Genomic DNA, 18869 nt, shown 5'->3' with positions numbered 1-18869 from the left:
TTTTTCTGTTCCTTCTAGTTTGATACCAAGAACTAGCAAACTTTATATGCCCAGACTTGTAAATAAATATCTGGTTCAGCTTCCGGTAGGTTGGCAAATGGCTCTCCTTTTTCAACTAACTTCCACTTACCAGAAGCTTCTAGGGCTGCTTGCTTGTCTTTAAAATCACTATTCTGGTAATAATCGGGACGAATAGTAAAAATGATATATCCCCCTGGCTTAGTAATACGAATTAGTTCATCAAAACCACTGCTGGGAGCATGGCCTAATGTGAACGTTCCGACGCTAATAATCCCATCAAAGGTGTCCGTTGCCAAGGCTAAAGGTTCGCCCAATATTCCTTGGTGAAGTGCGATGTAAACGTTCTTTTTTCTCGCTTCTTCCAGCATCCCTGCTGAAATATCCATTGCCTCTAGATTGCCATATCCGCGCTGATGAAGAACTTGCCCGACTAGCCCAGTTCCCGCCCCAGCATCTAATATCTTGGCTTCTTTAGAAAGATACTTGACCAAAACCTCGACGGCGGGTTCGGGTCCGGTATAGTTTTCAGGCAACAAATCTTGCTCATACTCCTTAGCCCATACATCATACCTTTCGGCTAATTCTTGATTGTTTTGAGAACTGTATACCCAATGTACCGTATCTGTTTTTTTGCTCATACTTTTACTGAACACTATTTTCTACATTCTTAAGAGAGGTTTTAACGTAAGTTGCTAGTTATAGCAATTCTACGACTTGTGAGGTACAAATTTCTGGTTTTTAGGGAGCAGGGAGCAGGGAGCAGGGAGCAGGGAGCAGGGAAGAGGGAAGAGATAAAAAATAATGTGTACCTCATGAGCCCTATAAACGTTATACAAAGGTTAAGTGTTAACACACACCTAAGTCCCCTTGTTCTACGCCCTTGGCGTATGCCCGAAGGGCTATAGGGGGACCAACGGGGGATCTCAAAAGATTAGGTATATAACTAGCAACTTGTGTTTTTAGTCATGAATTAGTTATACTATCCCCCCTCATAAAACCAGGATAGCTCTGGCTTTTTATCATGCTGTTTAGACTCTTTTCATAATTGAATTCCAACACTTTGAACCATTGTAACCAAATAAATCTTGATAGTAAGTATCAATTCGATAATCGTTTGTATACTTTAGCAAAAAATCTTTAACACAATTATTTTTTTCTTGTTTTGCCTCTCCATTATCTTCATCATTAAAACTTTCATTCCAATATTCCCAACAGTATAAGTTAGTATCCTCAACGATCAAGTAATCTCCTGTCTGTAAACCTTTTTGGTGAAAATATTCAAGGATTCCAACTATATTGAAGTGAGCATCTTCTATTACCAACCAAGGGTGGGGAAGTCCAGAAAGCATCTCGGCAGGAAATACTTCATCAATTTTGTAGGAATCTCCTTCTAAAAAATGAATGCGCTCGTCTTTTTTAGCTTTTTCATCTAAAAAAGATAGATTTATATCAACCGAGTAGATCTGACCTTCAATCCCAAACAACTGCAAATTGTCTGCTAGCCAAACTGCACTTCCACCGTTAAATGCACCAATTTCGATAATTGTTTTTGGTCGTAGTTCGTACATTAGCATCGGATAAATAACCATTTCCATGGCGCTTTTCTGAATATGTAAATCTTTCCAATGCTGTTTGTAGCTGCTTTTGAGGAGAGTTTCCCAAACTGGTGTGGGAATATCCCCGCGCTCTTGGCGAATCTCAATACTCGCAAACCGATCTACCCTAGATAACTCTTTTTTATGAGGTTTTTCTTGGCTTAAGCTTTGATAGCCAAATATATCCTGTGCTTTTGACATTCTTTTTCTCCTGTTTTTTTGACCGAACGTGATCACAAATTATATCAATTCCGGCTACATTGGGATAATATTCATTCTGCTTGGGGGAACTTCCGTTCTTAGTTTACTTATCCCGCTCAGCTTTGAGCTGTTGAGCTAAAATCCGAACGTGAGGCTCCATAATCATAGTGAAATGGTTTCCGGAATATGACACTCTAAGGATTGGGTCGCAATCTGGCTCCACCCCCAAGTTGGATCTTCTAGAGTCATTGCCTGATTAGGTAAATAATTCCCTAAAGCACCAACGTCACTGGCTCGGAAGAAGTTAATCGGAATTGAATCAATCTTCTGGGGTAGATAGCCAGCACTGGCTTCAGTATTAGCCTTGTAAACTTCCAGAATTCGCTTCAACTCAGTTTGGCTCAACATCTGTCGAGACTTTTGCAATTGTTCGAGGAGATAGCTCAGTTGTTCATCCCCATCTAGAGACTGGAGTATTTTTGGCGAAATCTTGAGGTTTTGACCCAAAATACTTTCATAAATACTGGCTAGGTTGCTTATGGACTTGGTATAGCAGAAGTCAGAAGTCAGAAGTCAGAAGTCAGAAGTCAAACTCTTGCGCTTACAAAGGGTTTGAGACTTTTGTCATGTCCTAACTGCCCTGGCGACTGCTATATTATCCCATTGAGCTGCATCTTTTTCTGGAGCTGGAACCTCTACCTGATATCATGTCCGGTTGAAGATTCAATACATCGGGGTAATGGTTTTAGGTTTTAGGGATTAGGTAAAAGGGCTGATTATTCATCTAATCGCAAAAAACCTGATTGAACAGTATTTTTCAGTTCCGTGCCACCTGCCACCTGCCACCTACCACCTACCACCTGCCACCTAACACCTTAGACTTTTGTGATGATTAATTATCCGGATTTGATATGAATATCCATAATGGCCAGCAAAGATACTTCCTGTTCTTGATTCCGTAATTGTTGAGTCATCTCGAAAGCCACTTTTCCCCCGAAAGAATGACCACCTAGTAGATAGGGTTCGTTGGGTTGAACTGCTTGTAGGGCTTTAATATGGTGGGCAGCAATGACCAATTCTTTTTATTACCATAGAGACCCCGCAGATACAGTTAGCTCCTGCATTGTCATACCAACTGCCTCATCGCGGCAGAGGAAAGCAGCTAGTTCGCCAATTTCTTGAGGCTGTATGATCCTTTTCTGGGGGTAGCTCTGCTTAACTTCTTCAAAATATTCCGCAAAACTTCGACCTTCAGATTCAGCAAACTCTCTCATCGCGTTTTTGCCAAGCTCCGTTTCTACCCAACCCGGACTAATGGCATTGCAGGATACCCCATGAGGCGCTCCTTCTAAAGCCACACAACGAGTTAGCCCAACCACTGCTGCTTTAGAAGCACAATAGGCAGGAACATTAGGATTACCAACTGAGGCAGCAGTAGAAGCAATGTTGATAATGCGACCCCACTTGCGTTCGATCATTCCTGGCAAACAAAACTTGATCGTACGATAAATACCATTGAGATTAACATCAATAACACGATACCAGTCTTGATCGGGATGCTCGGAGATTTTATGCAGGTAGGTTATTCCAGCAGCATTAACCAGGATATCGACTTGACCAAAAGTTTTGAATACATTATTGCAAAAAGTCTCAACTGAATCACTAGAAGAGACATCTAGGGTCATTGCTAAAGCCTTAACCCCCTTTGCCTCAATTTCTGTTTGGCAAGAACTTTTCTCAGCGGAGCGGGAGCCAATGGCTACGTTAGCCCCAATTTCTGCTAAAGCAAGAGCGACGGCTTTACCTATACCCGATGTACCGCCGGTTACTATTGCTACGCGACCTTGTAAAAATTTTTCTTTATTCATATTGCTATCCCATTAAATTGCGAAATGATAAAGCTCTTCATAAACTTTCTGCGCTCCCTCAAGCATCCCGAAATCTTCAGGACGAATTTGCACTTTTTTTTGAGTTGGTGGCACAATCCAACTGCTACCGTCTAGAGTTTTATACCATTTAGCTCGACTCTCCATTTCATCAGGCTGACATTCCCTCCATTTATCCTCATTAAAACTCAACATTTGGGGGTCAAACTTAACTCCTATGCGTTGGCAATATTCGGTCAAAACTTTTTGGGTATGGCGACGGAAGGAATTAGCTTCAACAAGGATTGGTTTCTGTTTTAATTGCTTAGTTACTATTTGCCACATTTGTTTCAAGGCATCAAAACCAAACTCTTCATTTGTAGGAGACTCATTTACCCGATACCAGGAAGCCATTACCTGCTGAGGATGACGCACAATGAAAGTATTGATCGCAGAAGCGAGAAAATCCTGAGGGATGTATGGCAGTCCTTGGTAAGCCATCTCTTTCATAAAAACTAGAGGAGCTGCCTCCGCCTTTGATTTTATTTCTTCAAGTACCTGAGTAGGTTGGTAATCTTGGCGCTGTTCACAATCGCCAAAGCGATTGGAACGCCGCCATTTGCTGAAGTAATAAACATCAAGGAATGGTTCATCAATGATTGCTGTATCTGGGCGTTGTGAAAAAGTTCTCTCGAAGGCGGTTGATACAGATCTAGGTGTAGCCCATAATACCACAATTTTGGGTTTATTTACCAAATTGTTAAGGTTTTGATAGTTCATCAAAAAAAAAAACGCTTTCCCTACTATTTTTAGATGATTTATTGTTGATATCACGCTCCTAACAAACCTTGTACACCCAAACTTTTAAATAAACACCAGTGTCTTTCTTTTGATGGGTAATAAATTTCTCTGTCGCTGTAACCATTTCCCATTGACCAGACCCCTCTAGGGCAGTTAGCTTTGGTTTGAACTCGTTACTCTCAGACAGATCGGTAGGCATACTAACAACAATGTATCCCCCTGGCTTGGTAATACGAATCAGTTCGTCAAATGCGTTACTTTTGACATGTCCATAGGTAAAAACCCCAACACTAATGATGGCATCAAAGGTGGCTGAGGGAAAATCCAAGGGTTCACCCAAAACTTGTTGGTGGAAACTGGTGTAAACATTCTTTTTCCGAGCTTCCTCTAGCATGCCTGAGGATATGTCCATCGCCTCTAGGTGATGGTAACCACGCTGGTGCAGAAATTGCCCAACCAAGCCTGTACCTGCTCCGGCATCTAAAATCTTGGCATCTTTGGAAACATAATTGACCAATACCTCCGCTGCAGGCTCTGGCCCCACATAGCCAAATGCATCATCTAGGTCTTGCTCGTAGTCTTTAGCCCAGATGTCATAGCGTTCAATTAATTCCTGATTATTCTGGGAACTATAGACCCACTGAACTGTATCTATTTTACTCATGTTTTTTCCGATACTATCTTTGTTAACAAGCATCTTGCTTAAGCTCCCAATTTGAGGTGAAATCTTCAGCTAGGCTTTCCCTAGCTGAGGCAGGGCAATAGAAAACACTAACGGGTGCATCTCATTTTTGTAAAAAAGTTGCGTAGGGTGCGTTAGGGGAGCCTCATTTTCCGCCTCGTAGCCAGGGTTTGGAGGAACCGCCCCGTAACGCACCACCGTGTCAAACAGCTTTGAGGAGATGCACCCAAACACTAACCTAATCTTGCTTGTGCTTTATCTAGGCAGTATTGTAGCTGTTGAGCTAAAACTGAAATATGGGGTTCGGTTACCATAGAGAAATGGTTCCCTGGGACAACATGAAATTCTAAGGGTTGAGCAGAAAGTTGATCCCAGCCCCAGGTTGGATCTTCTAGAGTCATTGCCTGATTAGGTAAATAATCCCCTAAAGCACCAACCTCACTGGCTCGGAAGAAGTTAATCGGAATTGAATCAATCTTCTGGGGTAGATAGCTAGCACTGGCTTTAGTATTAGCTTTGTAAACCTCAAACATTCGACTGAGGTCAGTTTTACTCAACATCTGACCAGTCTTTTTCAATCGTTCCAGAAAGTAGTTTAGCTGTTCTTCCGAACTAAGAAACTGGAGTGCTTCGCGGGAAATATCCAGGTTTTGACCTAAAAGGCCTCCATAGATAGTCGCTAACTCAGCTATGAATTTGGCATTATCCCAATTAACTACGTCTTTCTCTGGTTCAGGAATTTCTACTTGGACATCGACAATGGTCAGCATTGACACTTCCTGTCCTTGATTCCGTAATTGTTGAGCCATCTCAAATGCGACTTTCCCCCCGAAAGAATGACCACCTAGTAGATAGGGTCCGTTGGGTTGGAGTGCTTGTATAGCTTTAATATGGTGGGCAGCTATATCTGCCATACGAGTATAAGGTTGGAAGTCTTCCTCAAGACCGAGGGTACGCAAACCATATAACGGTTGTTCTGAACCTAGATCACGTGCCAACTGCTGGAAGTCAAAGACATTGCCAAGAATTCCAGAAACCAAGAATAAAGGAGGCTTTGACCCCTCGGGCTGAATGGGCACTAAGGTAGAAAGGAAGGAGTCGTTACCAGTGGAGTTATTTTGGGTTGCTAGGCTTGGTGAATCCTGAACAGCAAAAACTTCTTGGGATAAATAATCAACCATTGCCTCTATGGTTGGATAGTCAAATACTAGAGTTGAACGTAGAGAGCAGCCCACGCTAGATTGGAGATGATTCCTCAACTCCACTGCCATTAAAGAATCTAGACCCAAATCAATTAACCTTTGCCCCAGTTCTATTTGATCTGGAGAACTTAATCCTAAGGTTTTAGCAATTTGGGTACGAACGCGCTCTACTAACAAATCCCGACGTTGGTTAGCAGGAACTGCCTCTAATTCTGTCTTAAAATCAAGATTTGTTTCCCTGACAGTAGTATTTACAGTAATATTTGGCGCAACATCTTCATAGAAAGGTGGCAGACTGTGGAATTGCTGTAGCCACTTGTCCCAATCCACTGACATTACACCTACTTGTGCTAGATCTTGTTGAAGCAGTTGTTCCAGTGCAAACAATCCCTGCTTTGGAGCTACGTTTGCCAGCCCCCAAGCAGCTATGCGCCCCTGATGGTCAGTACTCAGTTTTGCCCCCATTCCTATCTCACCCCAAGGTCCCCAATTAACGGTTAAAGCAGGTAATCCCAAGGCTTGACGATGAGCTGCTATTGCATCGAGAAAGGCATTAGCTGCCCCATAGCTTCCTAGACCGTGAGAACCTAATAAGGAGGAAATGGAGGAGAAACAGACAAAGAAATCCAAAGGCTGGTTTTGGGTAAGAGCATGTAGATTCCACGTTCCCTGCACTTTGGCAACCAGAACTTGGGCAAAGCGCTGCCAATCTTGCTGCGACAGTCCGCTGAAGTCAATAACTCCAGCGCAGTGAACTATACCCCCTAGAGGAAGCGAGGATTGCTCTATCTTAGTTAGTAACTCGGTAACTTGCCCTGCATTAGACACATCTGCTTGGGCTACTACCACCCGAGCACCTGAGTGTTCTAGCTTTCTTAACTTATCCTCGATCGCTGGTTTAGGGCTACTTCGCCCTACTAGCACCAGGTTTTTTGCCCCTTGTTCTACCATCCACTGGGCTACCAGTAAACCTAAATCTCCTAAGCCACCAGTAATTAGATAGCTGCGATCGTTGTCAAACACCAGAGGCTTGTTTGTTTCAACAACAGGGGAGCGAGATACTAGCCTAGCTACATAACGAGCTTGGTTGCGAAATGCTACTTGGTCTTCTTTATCCTCTGACTGAATTTCTGCCCATAGGGTTTGTATCTCATCCACTGCTGGGTTAGGGTCTAAATCCACCAGGACGGAATTGAATTCTGGGTATTCTAAACCAATAACTTTTCCCATGCCCCATAAGGGAGATTGAGCCACTCCAGGTACAGCAGGATTTGCTCCCACTGCTTGCGCTCCTCGGGTAGCAAACCACAAACGAGGAGGTTTACCATCTTGCTTCAGGAGAGTTTGGATTAGATATAAAGTACTGCCACAGCTAATCCTTGAGGCTAACTCTAGGTCAAGGGAGGAATCTAAGCTCCATAGATGTACTACCCCATCAATGTTGGAGATTTTCTCCCAGAGCTGCTGATAGTGTTGAGGGTTAGCAGGGTCTATCCTGAACTTGTGCTCAGCTATCTGTTCGTACTCCTTACCAGGGAAGACAACTGTACATCCCTGGTCTTGGGACTGGAGTAGGGCAACTAACTGCTGGCCAACTCCTTGAGCATCAGTAAATATCAGCCAGTTCTTCGGCTTGAGTAGTGCAGAACTCTGACGCTCTTTGATACGCCACTCTACCTGATAAAGGCAATTCTCTAGAGACTTCTCGGGGGTTTTGGTCAATGCTTCGTGGTGGCTTGTTTTACCGTTACCGTTACCATTACCATTACCATTACTATTCGGGTGAGTAAGTACTCCCTGGCGATACCAATCCGGAGCTTCTATCCAATAGTGCTGTCGCTGGAAGGGATAAGTGGGTAGTTGTTCCCGACAGCGCCCATAGTCTTCATCAAAACCAAACCAATCTACCGATATTCCCTGGACATAGAGTTGACCCAAACTGGTCAGGAGCTGTTGCCAATCATCTTGTTGAGGACGCAAACTAGGCAGCCACAATCCCTGATGTTCCGGTAAACAGTCCTGACCCATTCCCAAGAGGATTGGTTTGGGACCAATCTCTAGCAATACTTCCACACCCTGCTGTTCCAAACTATTCATACTAGCAGCAAATTGGACTGGCTGGAGAATATGACGACACCAATAACCTGGGGTTGCTATCTCTTCCGTTGCTACTTTACCAGTAACATTGGAAATCAACTTAATCTGTGGTGAAGAAAAGCTGATTTGTCGGGCCACTTGCTCAAACTCTTCCAGCATTGGCTCCATCAATGGTGAGTGGAAAGCATGGGAAACCGTTAACTTTTTGGTCTTGATGCCATCAGCTTCCAAAGTGGTAATAACTGCATTAATCGCTTCTCGCTTTCCAGAAATGACTATACTTAATGGCCCATTAATCGCAGCAATAGAAACATCTTTTTCATAGGGTTTAATGGCTGCGATCGCTTGTTCTAATGAAGCCAATAAAGATACCATCTCCCCATCTTGAGGTAAAGCCTGCATAAGCCTTCCCCGTTGGGCAATCAGTTTCAGGCCATCTTCTAGACTAAACACTCCAGCCACACAAGCAGCGACATATTCCCCGACACTATGACCCATCACTACATCAGGTTCTATGCCCCAAGATTTCCACAACTGGAACAGGGCATATTCGATGGCAAATAAAGCCGGTTGGGTATAAGCCGTCTGATTCAGTGACCAGTTATCAGTGGCTAGTGACTGGTCAGAGTCGGGATAAAGTACTTCTAGTAAAGATTGGTCTAGATAAGAGTGCAGGATTTCGTCGCAGCGATCTAGGGCTTCTCGGAAAGTCGGTTGGGTTTCGTAGAGTTGACGACCCATACCCACATACTGGGAACCTTGCCCAGTAAACAGAAAAGCGATCGCGTTTGGTTTTTGCTGACTATTTACTACACCAACCATCGGTGGTGGGAAAGCTGCCAATTGTTCCTGTAGCTGCTGTTTAGATTCAGCCACAACCGCTAAACGATGGTTAAAGTCTTTGCGTCCTGTATTAGCTGTAAAACAAATATCACCCAACTCTGCATCTTGATCACCATCAAGATAATTCACATAACGCTCTGCCAACTCTCGTAAAGCCTGATCTGTTTTCGCCGATAGTGTCAAAACATGCCACGGGCGCTCATTTTTTAATTTTGCATTTTTAATTTTGAATTGTTCCGGTGCTTCTTCCAAAACCACATGGGCATTGGTTCCTCCCATACCAAAAGAACTCACTCCAGCCCGGCGGGGAGTTCCATTTCTTTCCCATTCAGAAAGTTTTGTATTAACGTAGAAAGGGCTATTTTCAAAATCAATGTTGGGATTAGCTTGTTTAAAGTGGAGCGTTGGCGGTATTTGCTTGTGTTTTAAGGCCAATACTGTTTTAATCAGTCCGGCAATTCCTGCTGCTTCAATCAAATGTCCAATGTTAGTTTTTACTGAGCCAATGGCACAAAAGGGCCGAGACCCCGCGCCGCCGTTAGCGAAGCTCTCCGCCTCAGCGGAGTAAGGCGCAAGGGAACCCTCGGCAAGACCGCCTTTTTTATCACTACTCTTGGCAAATGCTTGGCTTAGGGCTCCTATTTCAATCGGGTCTCCCAAAGCTGTTCCTGTGCCGTGGGTTTCTACATAAGTAACCGTACTAGCATCGACCTCAGCTTCTGCCATAGCCGATGATATTACCTCTAGTTGACCTTCCACGCTGGGAGCTGTATAGCCCACCTTCAAGGCTCCATCATTATTAACTGCAGAACCTTTAATCACTGCTTGGATATTATCCCCATCTTCAATGGCTTTGCTGAGTAATTTGAGGATAACAATGCCAACTCCACTCCCAAACACAGTTCCCTTCGCTTCAGCATCAAAAGCTCGGCAGTGACCATCGGGAGAAAAAATCATATCCTCTTGATAGAGATAGCCCGTCTTCTGGGGAACTGTAACCGCAACACCTCCTGCCAAAGCTATGTCACATTCGCCGCTTTGCAGACTTTGGCAAGCCATATGTACTGCCACTAGGGAAGTAGAACAAGCGGTTTGTACATTAACGCTCGGCCCAGTTAAATTCAACTTGTAAGAAACCCTTGTGGGCAGAAAATCCTTACCATTAGCTAACCTTACCTGAAGATCGAAGGCTGAACCCAGAAATGTGCGTTGGGGGGAAAAACTACGGTTAGGATGAACATTGTTGATTAAGTAAGTGTTCATGCCAGAACCAGCATAAACCCCTACTGATCCGGAATAGGTTTGAGGATTGTAGCCAGACGTTTCTAGAGCTTCCCAAGCGCATTCTAAGAAAATTCGCTGTTGGGGATCCATAATTTCTGCTTCCTTGGCGCTGTAGCCAAAGAAAGAAGCATCAAACTCCTCAACACCAGGTAAAACGGCTCCCGCCTTGACGTAGTTAGGATCGTTGAATAAGGTGGTGTCGTTTAATTCCAATTCCTGCTCACCAAAAAAGGAAATGGATTCAATACCATCTCGCAGATTTTGCCAAAATTCATCAATATTCTTAGCACCTGGGAAACGACCAGACATGCCAATGATGGCTATTTCCGTTCCAGTAATGGTACGCCTTTTCTTTGGTTTACGGTCACTCAGACCTAGTTCTTCTTTTTGTACCTTACTTAAATTTTGAGCCAAACGCTGTATGGTTGGGTATTGAAACAGCTTGACAATGGATAGTTGGGAGCCAAAAGTTCCTGTTAATTTGTTATAAACCTGGGTCAGAAGTAAAGAATTACCACCTAGTTCAAAGAAATTATCCTTAATCCCCACTACCTCTAACTGCAGAACTTCCTGCCATACCTTAGCGATAACTTGCTCTGTTTCTGACTGGGGTCTCACTAGAGCTGTTGCCAAATCGGGACGAGACCGGTCTGGGGCAGGCAGTGCCCGGCGATTTACCTTGCCATTCGGGGTCAGAGGCATTTCCTCTAGGGTCACAAAGCCAGCCGGAACCATGTAGTCTGGTAGATTTTTGTGCAAATAACGGCGTAATTCTGGTTCCAATTGGCTGGCTACTTGTCCTTGTAAGGGATTATTAGCATAGGCTGTCCAGGGCAGACCAGGAGATCGGGTCATGGGGAACTTGGGCGCAGATGTGCCTTTTTGAAATAAAACATCATAGCAACCCTTAGTTTGGGAGTCAGACCAGTTAATAGCAATGGTATAAGGCAGTTGATCGCTCAATTCCCACCAATCCTCTGGTTCTATGCCATCAACCTTTAACTTTTGGAGGTTTTCCCTTAGTTCACCTACTGTGGCAGTTTCTCCATTGTGCAGCAGTTCCAGAAGCTGATTTTCTTCAGACAAACGGCCATTAGGTACTCCTTTAATACCTAAGACCTCTGGCTGTTCTGCCACCAGTAGTTCCTGGATCCCACTTAATTGGTTATCATTACCATTCCCTTTCGCCTCTTCCCAGTTTAACCAGCTCGGCTCTGCTGTAGGAGAAATATCTTTACCGACATGAAGAATCGCATCATAGCGGAATTTGCTCATTTCATTCTGGTAACGCCCCCGCCTGAGCTGTATTTGGACGTCACTAATTTGGGGAAGATGTGCCCCCAAGGCGGTGAAAAAGCCCGGGTCGATGGCCATTTGCCCCTCTTGGACTATGGCTTTGCGCACTCGCTGCAGCAATTGCTTTTTGGTCAAGGAGGTGGGAGCTTGTTGGAGTTGCACAGAGGCATGGAAAGCTTCTAACAAGGGCAAACTACGTACATCTCCGATGAAAATGCTTCCCCCAGGTTTTAGCAACTTCGCTGCGATTTCGATAACCTCTACTAGGTAATCTATACCGGGGAAAAGTTGCACCACTGAGTTAATGATTAAGGTGTCAAATGCTCCTGCCTCAATTTCCTCAAACGCTTTGTCAGCATAACCCTGGCGCAGCTCTACATGAGACCAACTGCCCTCCAATTTATCCATCTGTTCCTGGATATAGCGCAGGGCTTGGGGAGCAATATCTACACCGCAGTAAGAGGAACAGTGGGGAGCAACACGAAATAACAACATCCCAGTACCGCAACCAATTTCTAGTACGCGGTTGGGTTTACAGGAGAGAATCCTCTCAACTGTCCCCTCTACCCATTCGCGCATGTGGGCGGCTGGGATAGGCGCACCGGTATAGCTGTCGTTCCAACCACTGATGTTGAAGGTGGGATCGGCTTCAGTTGCTTCTTGGCTATAAGCCAGGTTCCACAACTCTTGCCATTGCTCTTGGATAGCTTGGGCTTCGCTTTCGTCTTTCTCTTCACTACCTTGGTAGTTGGGATTGGGAACAATATAAGCTACCAGGCGTTTATCCCCTCCTGAAACACCATTGCCTTGGTTTTCCTGGGCAACAACGACACTTTGATTTACCCCAGCATGTCGGTTCAGCACTGATTCGATTTCTCCAAGTTCAATGCGGAAGCCGCGAACTTTTACTTGATGATCGATACGACCGAGAAACTCGATCTTGCCATCGGGCAAGTAACGGGCTAAATCTCCAGTTTTGTAGAGGCGTTCTGATTTTGATTGATCAAAGGGATTGGTAATAAATTTTTCTTTGGTTAAATCTGGACGATTACGATAACCTCTAGCCAGCCCGGCTCCACCAATGTGTAGTTCGCCAGCGACTCCAATGGGGACTGGCTGCAGATGGGCATCGAGGATATAGATTTGCGTATTGGCAATGGGTTGGCCGATTGATTCTGGAGCATCTAATCCTGGTTGGGATTGCCTGCCTTTAGCTACTTCATGGACAGTTGACCAGATAGTGGCTTCTGTCGGACCGTACATATTCCACAGGGAAGCTTTCCTCTCTAAGAGCTGATCCGCCAGTTCTGAGGGTAACGCTTCGCCACCACAAAGGATTTTTAACCCTGGGATACCTTCCCAACCGGATGCTAAAAGCAAATACCAGGTGGCTGGAGTGGCTTGCATCACCGTAGCGTCACTATCTTTGATCAGTTTCCCCAACAACTGCCCGGAAGAAGCTACTTCACGGCTGACCAAAACGATCTTGGCTCCAACACTAAGGGGCAGGTAAAGTTCTAGTCCGGCAATATCAAAGGATATGGTGGTAACTGCTACCAGAGTATCCTGTGACCTTAATCCAGGCCGTTGGGCCATCGAAGTTAAAAAGTTGACTACGGATTGATGAGGAATTTGCACTCCCTTAGGTTTGCCTGTGGAACCAGAGGTGTAGATCGTATAAGCTAAGTTTTCCGGCTTTACGCCACTATCGGTGTTTCCCTGGCTTTGTTGAGAAATTAGTTCCCAATCAGTATCTAAGCAAACTATTGTTAATTTTTCTTTGTCGGCAACTAATGACTCTTGATTGGTAACTAAGGACGAATGAGTCAATAATACTGGTGCTTGGGCATCTTCTAACATATAGGCCAAGCGCTCTTGGGGATAGGCTGGATCTAAGGGCACATAAGCCCCACCTGCTTTAAGGATTGCCAATAGTCCCACCAGCATTAAATGCGTTCGCGAAGCGGCTCTGAAGGAGCTTCGCTCTACACAAATACCCACTAATACTTCTGGCCCTACACCCAGTTCTTGCAAATAGTGGGCCAGTTGATTGGCTCGTTGGTTAAGTTCTCGGTAACTTAGTTGTTCTTGTTCAAATACTACAGCTACTGCATCTGGGGTGCGTTCAGCTTGCTCTTCAAACAACTGATGGATACACTTGTCCTGGGGATAGTCTGCTGAGGTATCGTTCCACTCCACCAGCAGTTGCTGCCGTTCGGCTTCAGTTAATAGGGGCAAGGTAGAAATTGACTGCTCCGGATTGGCCATCATTCCCTCTAGCAAGGAAAGCCAATGCCCCAACATTCGCCTAATTGAGTCGGATTTAAATAACTCCCTGTTGTACTCCCACCTAATGGTTAATTTTCCTTCTGTTTCTTTAGCTACCACCACTAGATCGCACTGGCTGGTGTAGGCTGAGATTTCTTTGAGTTCTGCTTCACTAATTCCTGTCTGTGACAGAGGGAATGGTTGATCGCACCACACCAACATCACTTGAAAAATCGGGGCTTTTGCTAATTCTTCTGCTAATTCTTGATTGCTGTTAATCCCCTTGAGGAGTTCTTCAAATGGGTAATCTCGATATAAGGCAGCTTCTTCAACTGTTTGGCTAACCCGCTTTAATAGTTCTTTCCCACTGATATCACTGCTTTCATCACTGCTTAGATCTGTGCGCAAGGCAATCGGATTAATCCTAACTCCACCCTTGTGTTCCCCTTGCTGGGAGGTCTTCAACCCCCTGGTTTCTTTTACACTAGTTGCCACAGACCCGATGATGATATCTGCGATGCCCGTATAACGGAACCACATAATTTTCAAGGCGGCCAGGAGGACGGTAAATGGGCTGACCTTGAAGCGATCGCTTAGGGTTTTTAGGTCTTGGTAAAACTCTCTATCCAGCTTGGTGACTTCTGTTGCTACCTTTACCGATGACACCGATAAACGTGGATAATCTATTGGGATTTCTAACACTGCTAAACCCCCTGAGAGCCTTTGCTGCCAGTAGGTTCTTTGTTCGGTTAGATTGATTTTTGGTTCAATCGTTGTCCCTGTAACCATTACACAATCCCAAGTTTTTCAAACACTAGATACCTTAAACGATAATCAGAGATAAATCAAGGGTGAGCTGCTGAAAACTACTCTCAACTCCTTAACTGATAGTAGGGCTGTGACATTGCTCGTCCAAGATAGATGGGGAGATGGGGCGATTGTTATTAAGGGGAATTATCGGGACATGATATTACTCATTAGGTTGAAGCCAAACCGGGAATAGTTTCTAGTTTAGCTGGCTGTTTGGTCGATAATTAGTTATAATTAAAAACTTTTACTTTTTCCCTTTGACCCTGTTATCAACGGTGAACAGGAATTTTGGGATGCTCTGTAGGAGCTGCGAAGCGAAGGCTAATTTCTGGTCAATAAATCTGTCCTAATCGTTTCTAAGAGGGGTAAAACAGTGCTGCTCGGATAGTATAGCACTACGCATTAAGGTGTTTGACATTGATAAAAGCTGACAAAGTGCGACCCGTGGCGAATTAAATTCTTAATGCGGAAAGCGCACCTAAGCTAATGCACGTCAACTTTTGCCTCTTGCCTGTTGCCTCTTGCCTTGCGCGTAGCGCTATACCGACCGATAATTTTGACCTTCGCGCAAGCCTGTGCGCCTTAGCTCACCTTAAACTTTACCCCAGTAATAAGGGAGAGAGGGCTTATTGCCATCAACCCTGCCAAGGATTATCTCACAGTCAATCAATTCCCTTGTTTCGAACTTACTAGACGAGTTAAACTATTAAAGTTCCTGTTCTACCGTAAGCTATTAGATAAAATCCGAGTATGATACATGCTGGTGTAAGTGAATTAAAACAAGCTTTTCATCAGCATCTTGCAGCTCATCGCTCTCTCACTGGTCCTTCTTCCTATCTTTTGCTTTTTTATGCCGCTGAATGTGGACTCAAGAGTATTCGGTTGAGAAGAAACAACTTACGAACCACAAAATACTTTCAAGATCCGATAAAAAAATATGGTCATAATTTAGATAGCTGGTGTAAAGAGCTGAGAATTTCTGCTAATCAACTTACGTTTAAAACCCAAACTAAAAATAAGTCAACTCCTTCCTTTCGTATTGCCTGTGATGATTCTATTCAAGATATCGGAAAAGCTCATCAAGTTTGGCGATATGGCATTACCATAAAGAAAGAAGATGAAGAACACGTAATCGAGTGGCTCCATCAGCTTTGTAATTGGATTAAAGAGAATATATAACGATGATTCCATCAGATATTCGACTGTACACCTGGGTAGATGTAGAAGAAGTATTGTTGCGATCGCAAGAGCAAGAGCAATGGCCAAAAGACTTAGTTTGGGCTAGAGGGTATTGGGATGAATTAGTTCTCGGTATTCGTCCTGGTACTCAAAGCTCAATCAAAACATGGCTTCAGGAAGTCTACGAACCTCGATTCCAAGATAATGGCCAACAGGGTAATGATTGTATTATCCTCGAAAGTGCCGAGGGCAATCAGCGCACCTTACCGATTATTTTAGAAGAAACAGAGGAAGAACCCCCAACTCCTAAACTTATCCCCAATCTAGCTAGACCTACTGTTATTTGGCAACGAACTGAGAAGCTTCAAGCACCGGATATCTTCCCAGATGATTTACCTCCAGTGCTTGCCTTTCATTCTTTTAAAGGTGGTGTGGGTCGAACGACTCATGCTCTGGCCCTAGCACAAGCTTTAATCAACGCCAAGCAAAAAGTTCTTTTGATTGATGGCGATTTAGAGGCTCCTGGAATTAGTTGGTTATTAGAATCTAGGCTGCCTTATCCTCCTATTTGTTTCGCCGATATTATTGCCTTAATTCATGGAGACCCTTCTCCAGACGCAGAGCAAACCATTGACTTAGCAACCCAAAAACTTCAAAATGCTTTAGTAGACGGAATCTATATATTACCTTCCTTTCGTGTTAATAGCCGATTGACTGGTTTAGCCATTAAGCCAGAACATCTAATTAAAGGCCATAAAAATCCTTTTATCTTGACGGATAGTTTAGCTCGTCTCGGCAAAGCCTTAGGAGTTAATGTTGTTTTAGTGGATTTGCGAGCAGGACTCTCGGAATTAGCAGCAGGATTAATTTTAGATCCGCGAGTCTATCGGATCTTTGTCTCTACGTTAAGCGGACAATCCATCAACGGAACTGTAAGGCTTTTAGAATTAATTGCTAAACTAGCACCCTCGACACGAGATAAAGACCCTTACCCTGCTTTTATTTTGACTAAAGTTCCTCAAGATGAAACAGCTGAAAATTTAATTATCGAATCAGAACAAACACTTTTAGAAGCCATTCAAACCTTGCTAGGGGAAGATAGTGAACCAATTAGAATTACCACCCCATTTACTGAAAGGTTACAAATTTTGTCTAATTCTTGGCAAGAGGTTTGGCAGCACTTGGGAACTTCTCAATTGATTGATTTACTACATCCTTTATTAGAATGGCTGCCTGATAATTTAAATAAATCCAATCCACCAGATGAACCTTTAAGTTTATTAAAGTCTCAAAGAGAAAGCTTGAGAGATATAGCCGAAAAAATGATTTATGCAGAGCATGCTGAAACTGAAGATTTTCTAGTTACTGAATCTTTGGCAAATTTAGCTAATAATTATCGAAACCAGATTCCAATCACTGTCGTTATTGGAGCCAAGGGTTCGGGTAAAACTTATACGTTTATGCAAATTATACGCAGAAAAGAATGGCAAAAATTTGGAGAAGATGTAGGAGTAAGTAATGTAGATAGCACAGCCTTTATAGCACCAATTATCGCTTCAACTAATCTCAATAATAAAGCAAAAGAAATAGTAGATGACGTCCGGAAATATTGTGCTGAACAGATAGGGTTGACACCTCCCGTCAATGACAGTGAGATTAAAGACTATATTCGAGAAGGATGTCAACAGAATTTACATGAAGGTCAATGGCGCGATCGCTGGTTGGATGTCATTGCCAAGAGTCTAGGTATGACAGGTAAAGGTCGCGATTTACCTAAGTATCTAGCTGATAATAAACAAAAAATAGTAGCTGTAATTGACGGCTTGGAGGACTTATTTCAAGAATTTGCTCAGGATAAAGCTCAACAAACTGCTTTACGAGCGTTATTGCAAGATGTCCCTCAATGGCTGGAACAACAACCCTTTCGTGGTTTAGGAATTATTATTTTTGTCAGACAAGATATTTTCAAGGCTTCTGTCCGTCAAAATTCCGGTCAAATGATGTATCGCTATCAGCCTTATGGGTTAAGGTGGAATGAAGAAAGCGTATTGAGATTAGTTGCTTGGGTTGCCAATAAAGCTAAGATTTGGTTAAACTTAAATCCAGACGAGCTTCAAGATATGAATGAAGCAGAACTTACGGAAAGTCTAAGACCCTTGTGGGGCAAAAACCTAGGAAACGATCGCTCTAGACAAGCACGTTCTGCTCCGTTTGTCATTGCCGCATTATCTGACTACAATGGACAAATTCAGTCTAGGGATGTCGTGCGTTTTCTTAAAATTGCGGCAGGACAATCCATTGATGATGATTATTGGCAAGACCGAATTCTAGTTCCCAAAGCAATTCGAGGTTGTTTGGATGAATGCAGCCAAGAAAAAATTACAGAAATAGAGCTAGAAAATGAACCGTTAAAAAGAGTATTTAATAAATTACGTCAATTATCAGCAGATAATAAAAAAAACCCTTTTCAACTAGAAAATATTGGCTTATCTCCAGAAGACATTAGCCTCCTTAAAGAAAATGGAGTCATTATCGCTGACGGCGATAAGTATTACGTTTCAGAAATCTTTCGTTTAGGATTAGGGTTTTCCCAAAATGTTGGCAGACCAAAAATTATGGCTTTAGCTCGTCGAGCTGGACAAGGAATCTAGATGATGCTTATTAAGGGATTATTTACCGCTCCCCTCCTTAAAAGAAGGTGATTGAAACGGTTAAGGGAGCAGGG

Annotated in this window: 10 protein-coding genes; 2 read left to right on the top strand and 8 right to left on the bottom strand. The window is 43.6% G+C overall.

What is annotated here, in order from left to right; all coding sequences use genetic code 11:
* Nucleotides 1–32: 32 nt before the first annotated feature.
* The 8 genes from F6K64_RS20210 to F6K64_RS20175 form a co-directional block, all read right to left on the bottom strand.
* Nucleotides 33–659 (bottom strand): class I SAM-dependent DNA methyltransferase, encoded by a 627-nt coding sequence (locus F6K64_RS20210; RefSeq protein WP_071103201.1) that lies wholly within the window; start codon nucleotides 657–659, stop codon nucleotides 33–35.
* Nucleotides 660–1049: 390 nt separating this feature from the next.
* Entirely contained in the window at nucleotides 1050–1817 is a 768-nt protein-coding gene (locus F6K64_RS20205; RefSeq protein WP_071103202.1) for a CmcI family methyltransferase, read from the bottom strand.
* Between the two features lie 162 nt (nucleotides 1818–1979).
* Nucleotides 1980–2324 carry a thioesterase domain-containing protein gene (locus F6K64_RS20200; protein ID WP_071103203.1) on the bottom strand — a complete coding sequence of 115 codons (345 nt, stop codon included), beginning with the start codon at nucleotides 2322–2324 and terminating at the stop codon, nucleotides 1980–1982.
* A gap of 389 nt (nucleotides 2325–2713) precedes the next feature.
* Nucleotides 2714–2893 carry a thioesterase domain-containing protein gene (locus tag F6K64_RS20195; protein WP_071103204.1) on the bottom strand — a complete coding sequence of 60 codons (180 nt, stop codon included), beginning with the start codon at nucleotides 2891–2893 and terminating at the stop codon, nucleotides 2714–2716.
* A gap of 9 nt (nucleotides 2894–2902) precedes the next feature.
* On the bottom strand, nucleotides 2903–3685 hold the full coding sequence (locus F6K64_RS20190; protein WP_071103205.1) for an SDR family NAD(P)-dependent oxidoreductase: 783 nt from the start codon (nucleotides 3683–3685) through the stop codon (nucleotides 2903–2905).
* Between the two features lie 12 nt (nucleotides 3686–3697).
* A complete protein-coding gene (locus F6K64_RS20185; protein ID WP_008180731.1) occupies nucleotides 3698–4462 on the bottom strand; it encodes a sulfotransferase-like domain-containing protein in 765 nt (254 codons plus the stop codon).
* A gap of 58 nt (nucleotides 4463–4520) precedes the next feature.
* Nucleotides 4521–5147, bottom strand: a complete 627-nt coding sequence (locus tag F6K64_RS20180) for a class I SAM-dependent DNA methyltransferase (protein WP_044492435.1) — start codon at nucleotides 5145–5147, stop codon at nucleotides 4521–4523.
* 251 nt (nucleotides 5148–5398) lie between these two features.
* Nucleotides 5399–14944 carry a non-ribosomal peptide synthetase/type I polyketide synthase gene (locus F6K64_RS20175; protein ID WP_287266177.1) on the bottom strand — a complete coding sequence of 3182 codons (9546 nt, stop codon included), beginning with the start codon at nucleotides 14942–14944 and terminating at the stop codon, nucleotides 5399–5401.
* A gap of 771 nt (nucleotides 14945–15715) precedes the next feature.
* Here F6K64_RS20175 and F6K64_RS20170 point away from each other — a divergent pair.
* Both F6K64_RS20170 and F6K64_RS20165 read left to right on the top strand, forming a co-directional pair.
* Entirely contained in the window at nucleotides 15716–16144 is a 429-nt protein-coding gene (locus F6K64_RS20170; protein ID WP_287266174.1) for a hypothetical protein, read from the top strand.
* Between the two features lie 2 nt (nucleotides 16145–16146).
* The gene (locus F6K64_RS20165) at nucleotides 16147–18795 is read left to right on the top strand and encodes a KGGVGR-motif variant AAA ATPase (RefSeq protein ID WP_287266173.1); all 2649 of its coding nucleotides are present in this window, start codon (nucleotides 16147–16149) and stop codon (nucleotides 18793–18795) included.
* The last annotated feature ends 74 nt before the right edge of the window (nucleotides 18796–18869 follow it).

The sequence above is a fragment of the Moorena sp. SIO3A2 genome (genome assembly GCF_010672265.1).
Taxonomy (GTDB): Bacteria; Cyanobacteriota; Cyanobacteriia; order Cyanobacteriales; family Coleofasciculaceae; genus Moorena; species Moorena producens.
Note: the sequence above shows the minus strand (reverse complement) of the source record. Positions and strands in the feature narration are given on the sequence as shown.

Coding starts and splice junctions, on each gene's coding strand:
- F6K64_RS20190 (WP_071103205.1), bottom strand. CDS start 3,685: ATGAATAAAGAAAAATTTTTACAAGGTCGCGTAGCAATAGTAACCGGC.
- F6K64_RS20205 (WP_071103202.1), bottom strand. CDS start 1,817: ATGTCAAAAGCACAGGATATATTTGGCTATCAAAGCTTAAGCCAAGAA.
- F6K64_RS20165 (WP_287266173.1), top strand. CDS start 16,147: ATGATTCCATCAGATATTCGACTGTACACCTGGGTAGATGTAGAAGAA.
- F6K64_RS20210 (WP_071103201.1), bottom strand. CDS start 659: ATGAGCAAAAAAACAGATACGGTACATTGGGTATACAGTTCTCAAAAC.
- F6K64_RS20180 (WP_044492435.1), bottom strand. CDS start 5,147: ATGAGTAAAATAGATACAGTTCAGTGGGTCTATAGTTCCCAGAATAAT.
- F6K64_RS20185 (WP_008180731.1), bottom strand. CDS start 4,462: ATGAACTATCAAAACCTTAACAATTTGGTAAATAAACCCAAAATTGTG.
- F6K64_RS20175 (WP_287266177.1), bottom strand. CDS start 14,944: ATGGTTACAGGGACAACGATTGAACCAAAAATCAATCTAACCGAACAA.
- F6K64_RS20170 (WP_287266174.1), top strand. CDS start 15,716: ATGATACATGCTGGTGTAAGTGAATTAAAACAAGCTTTTCATCAGCAT.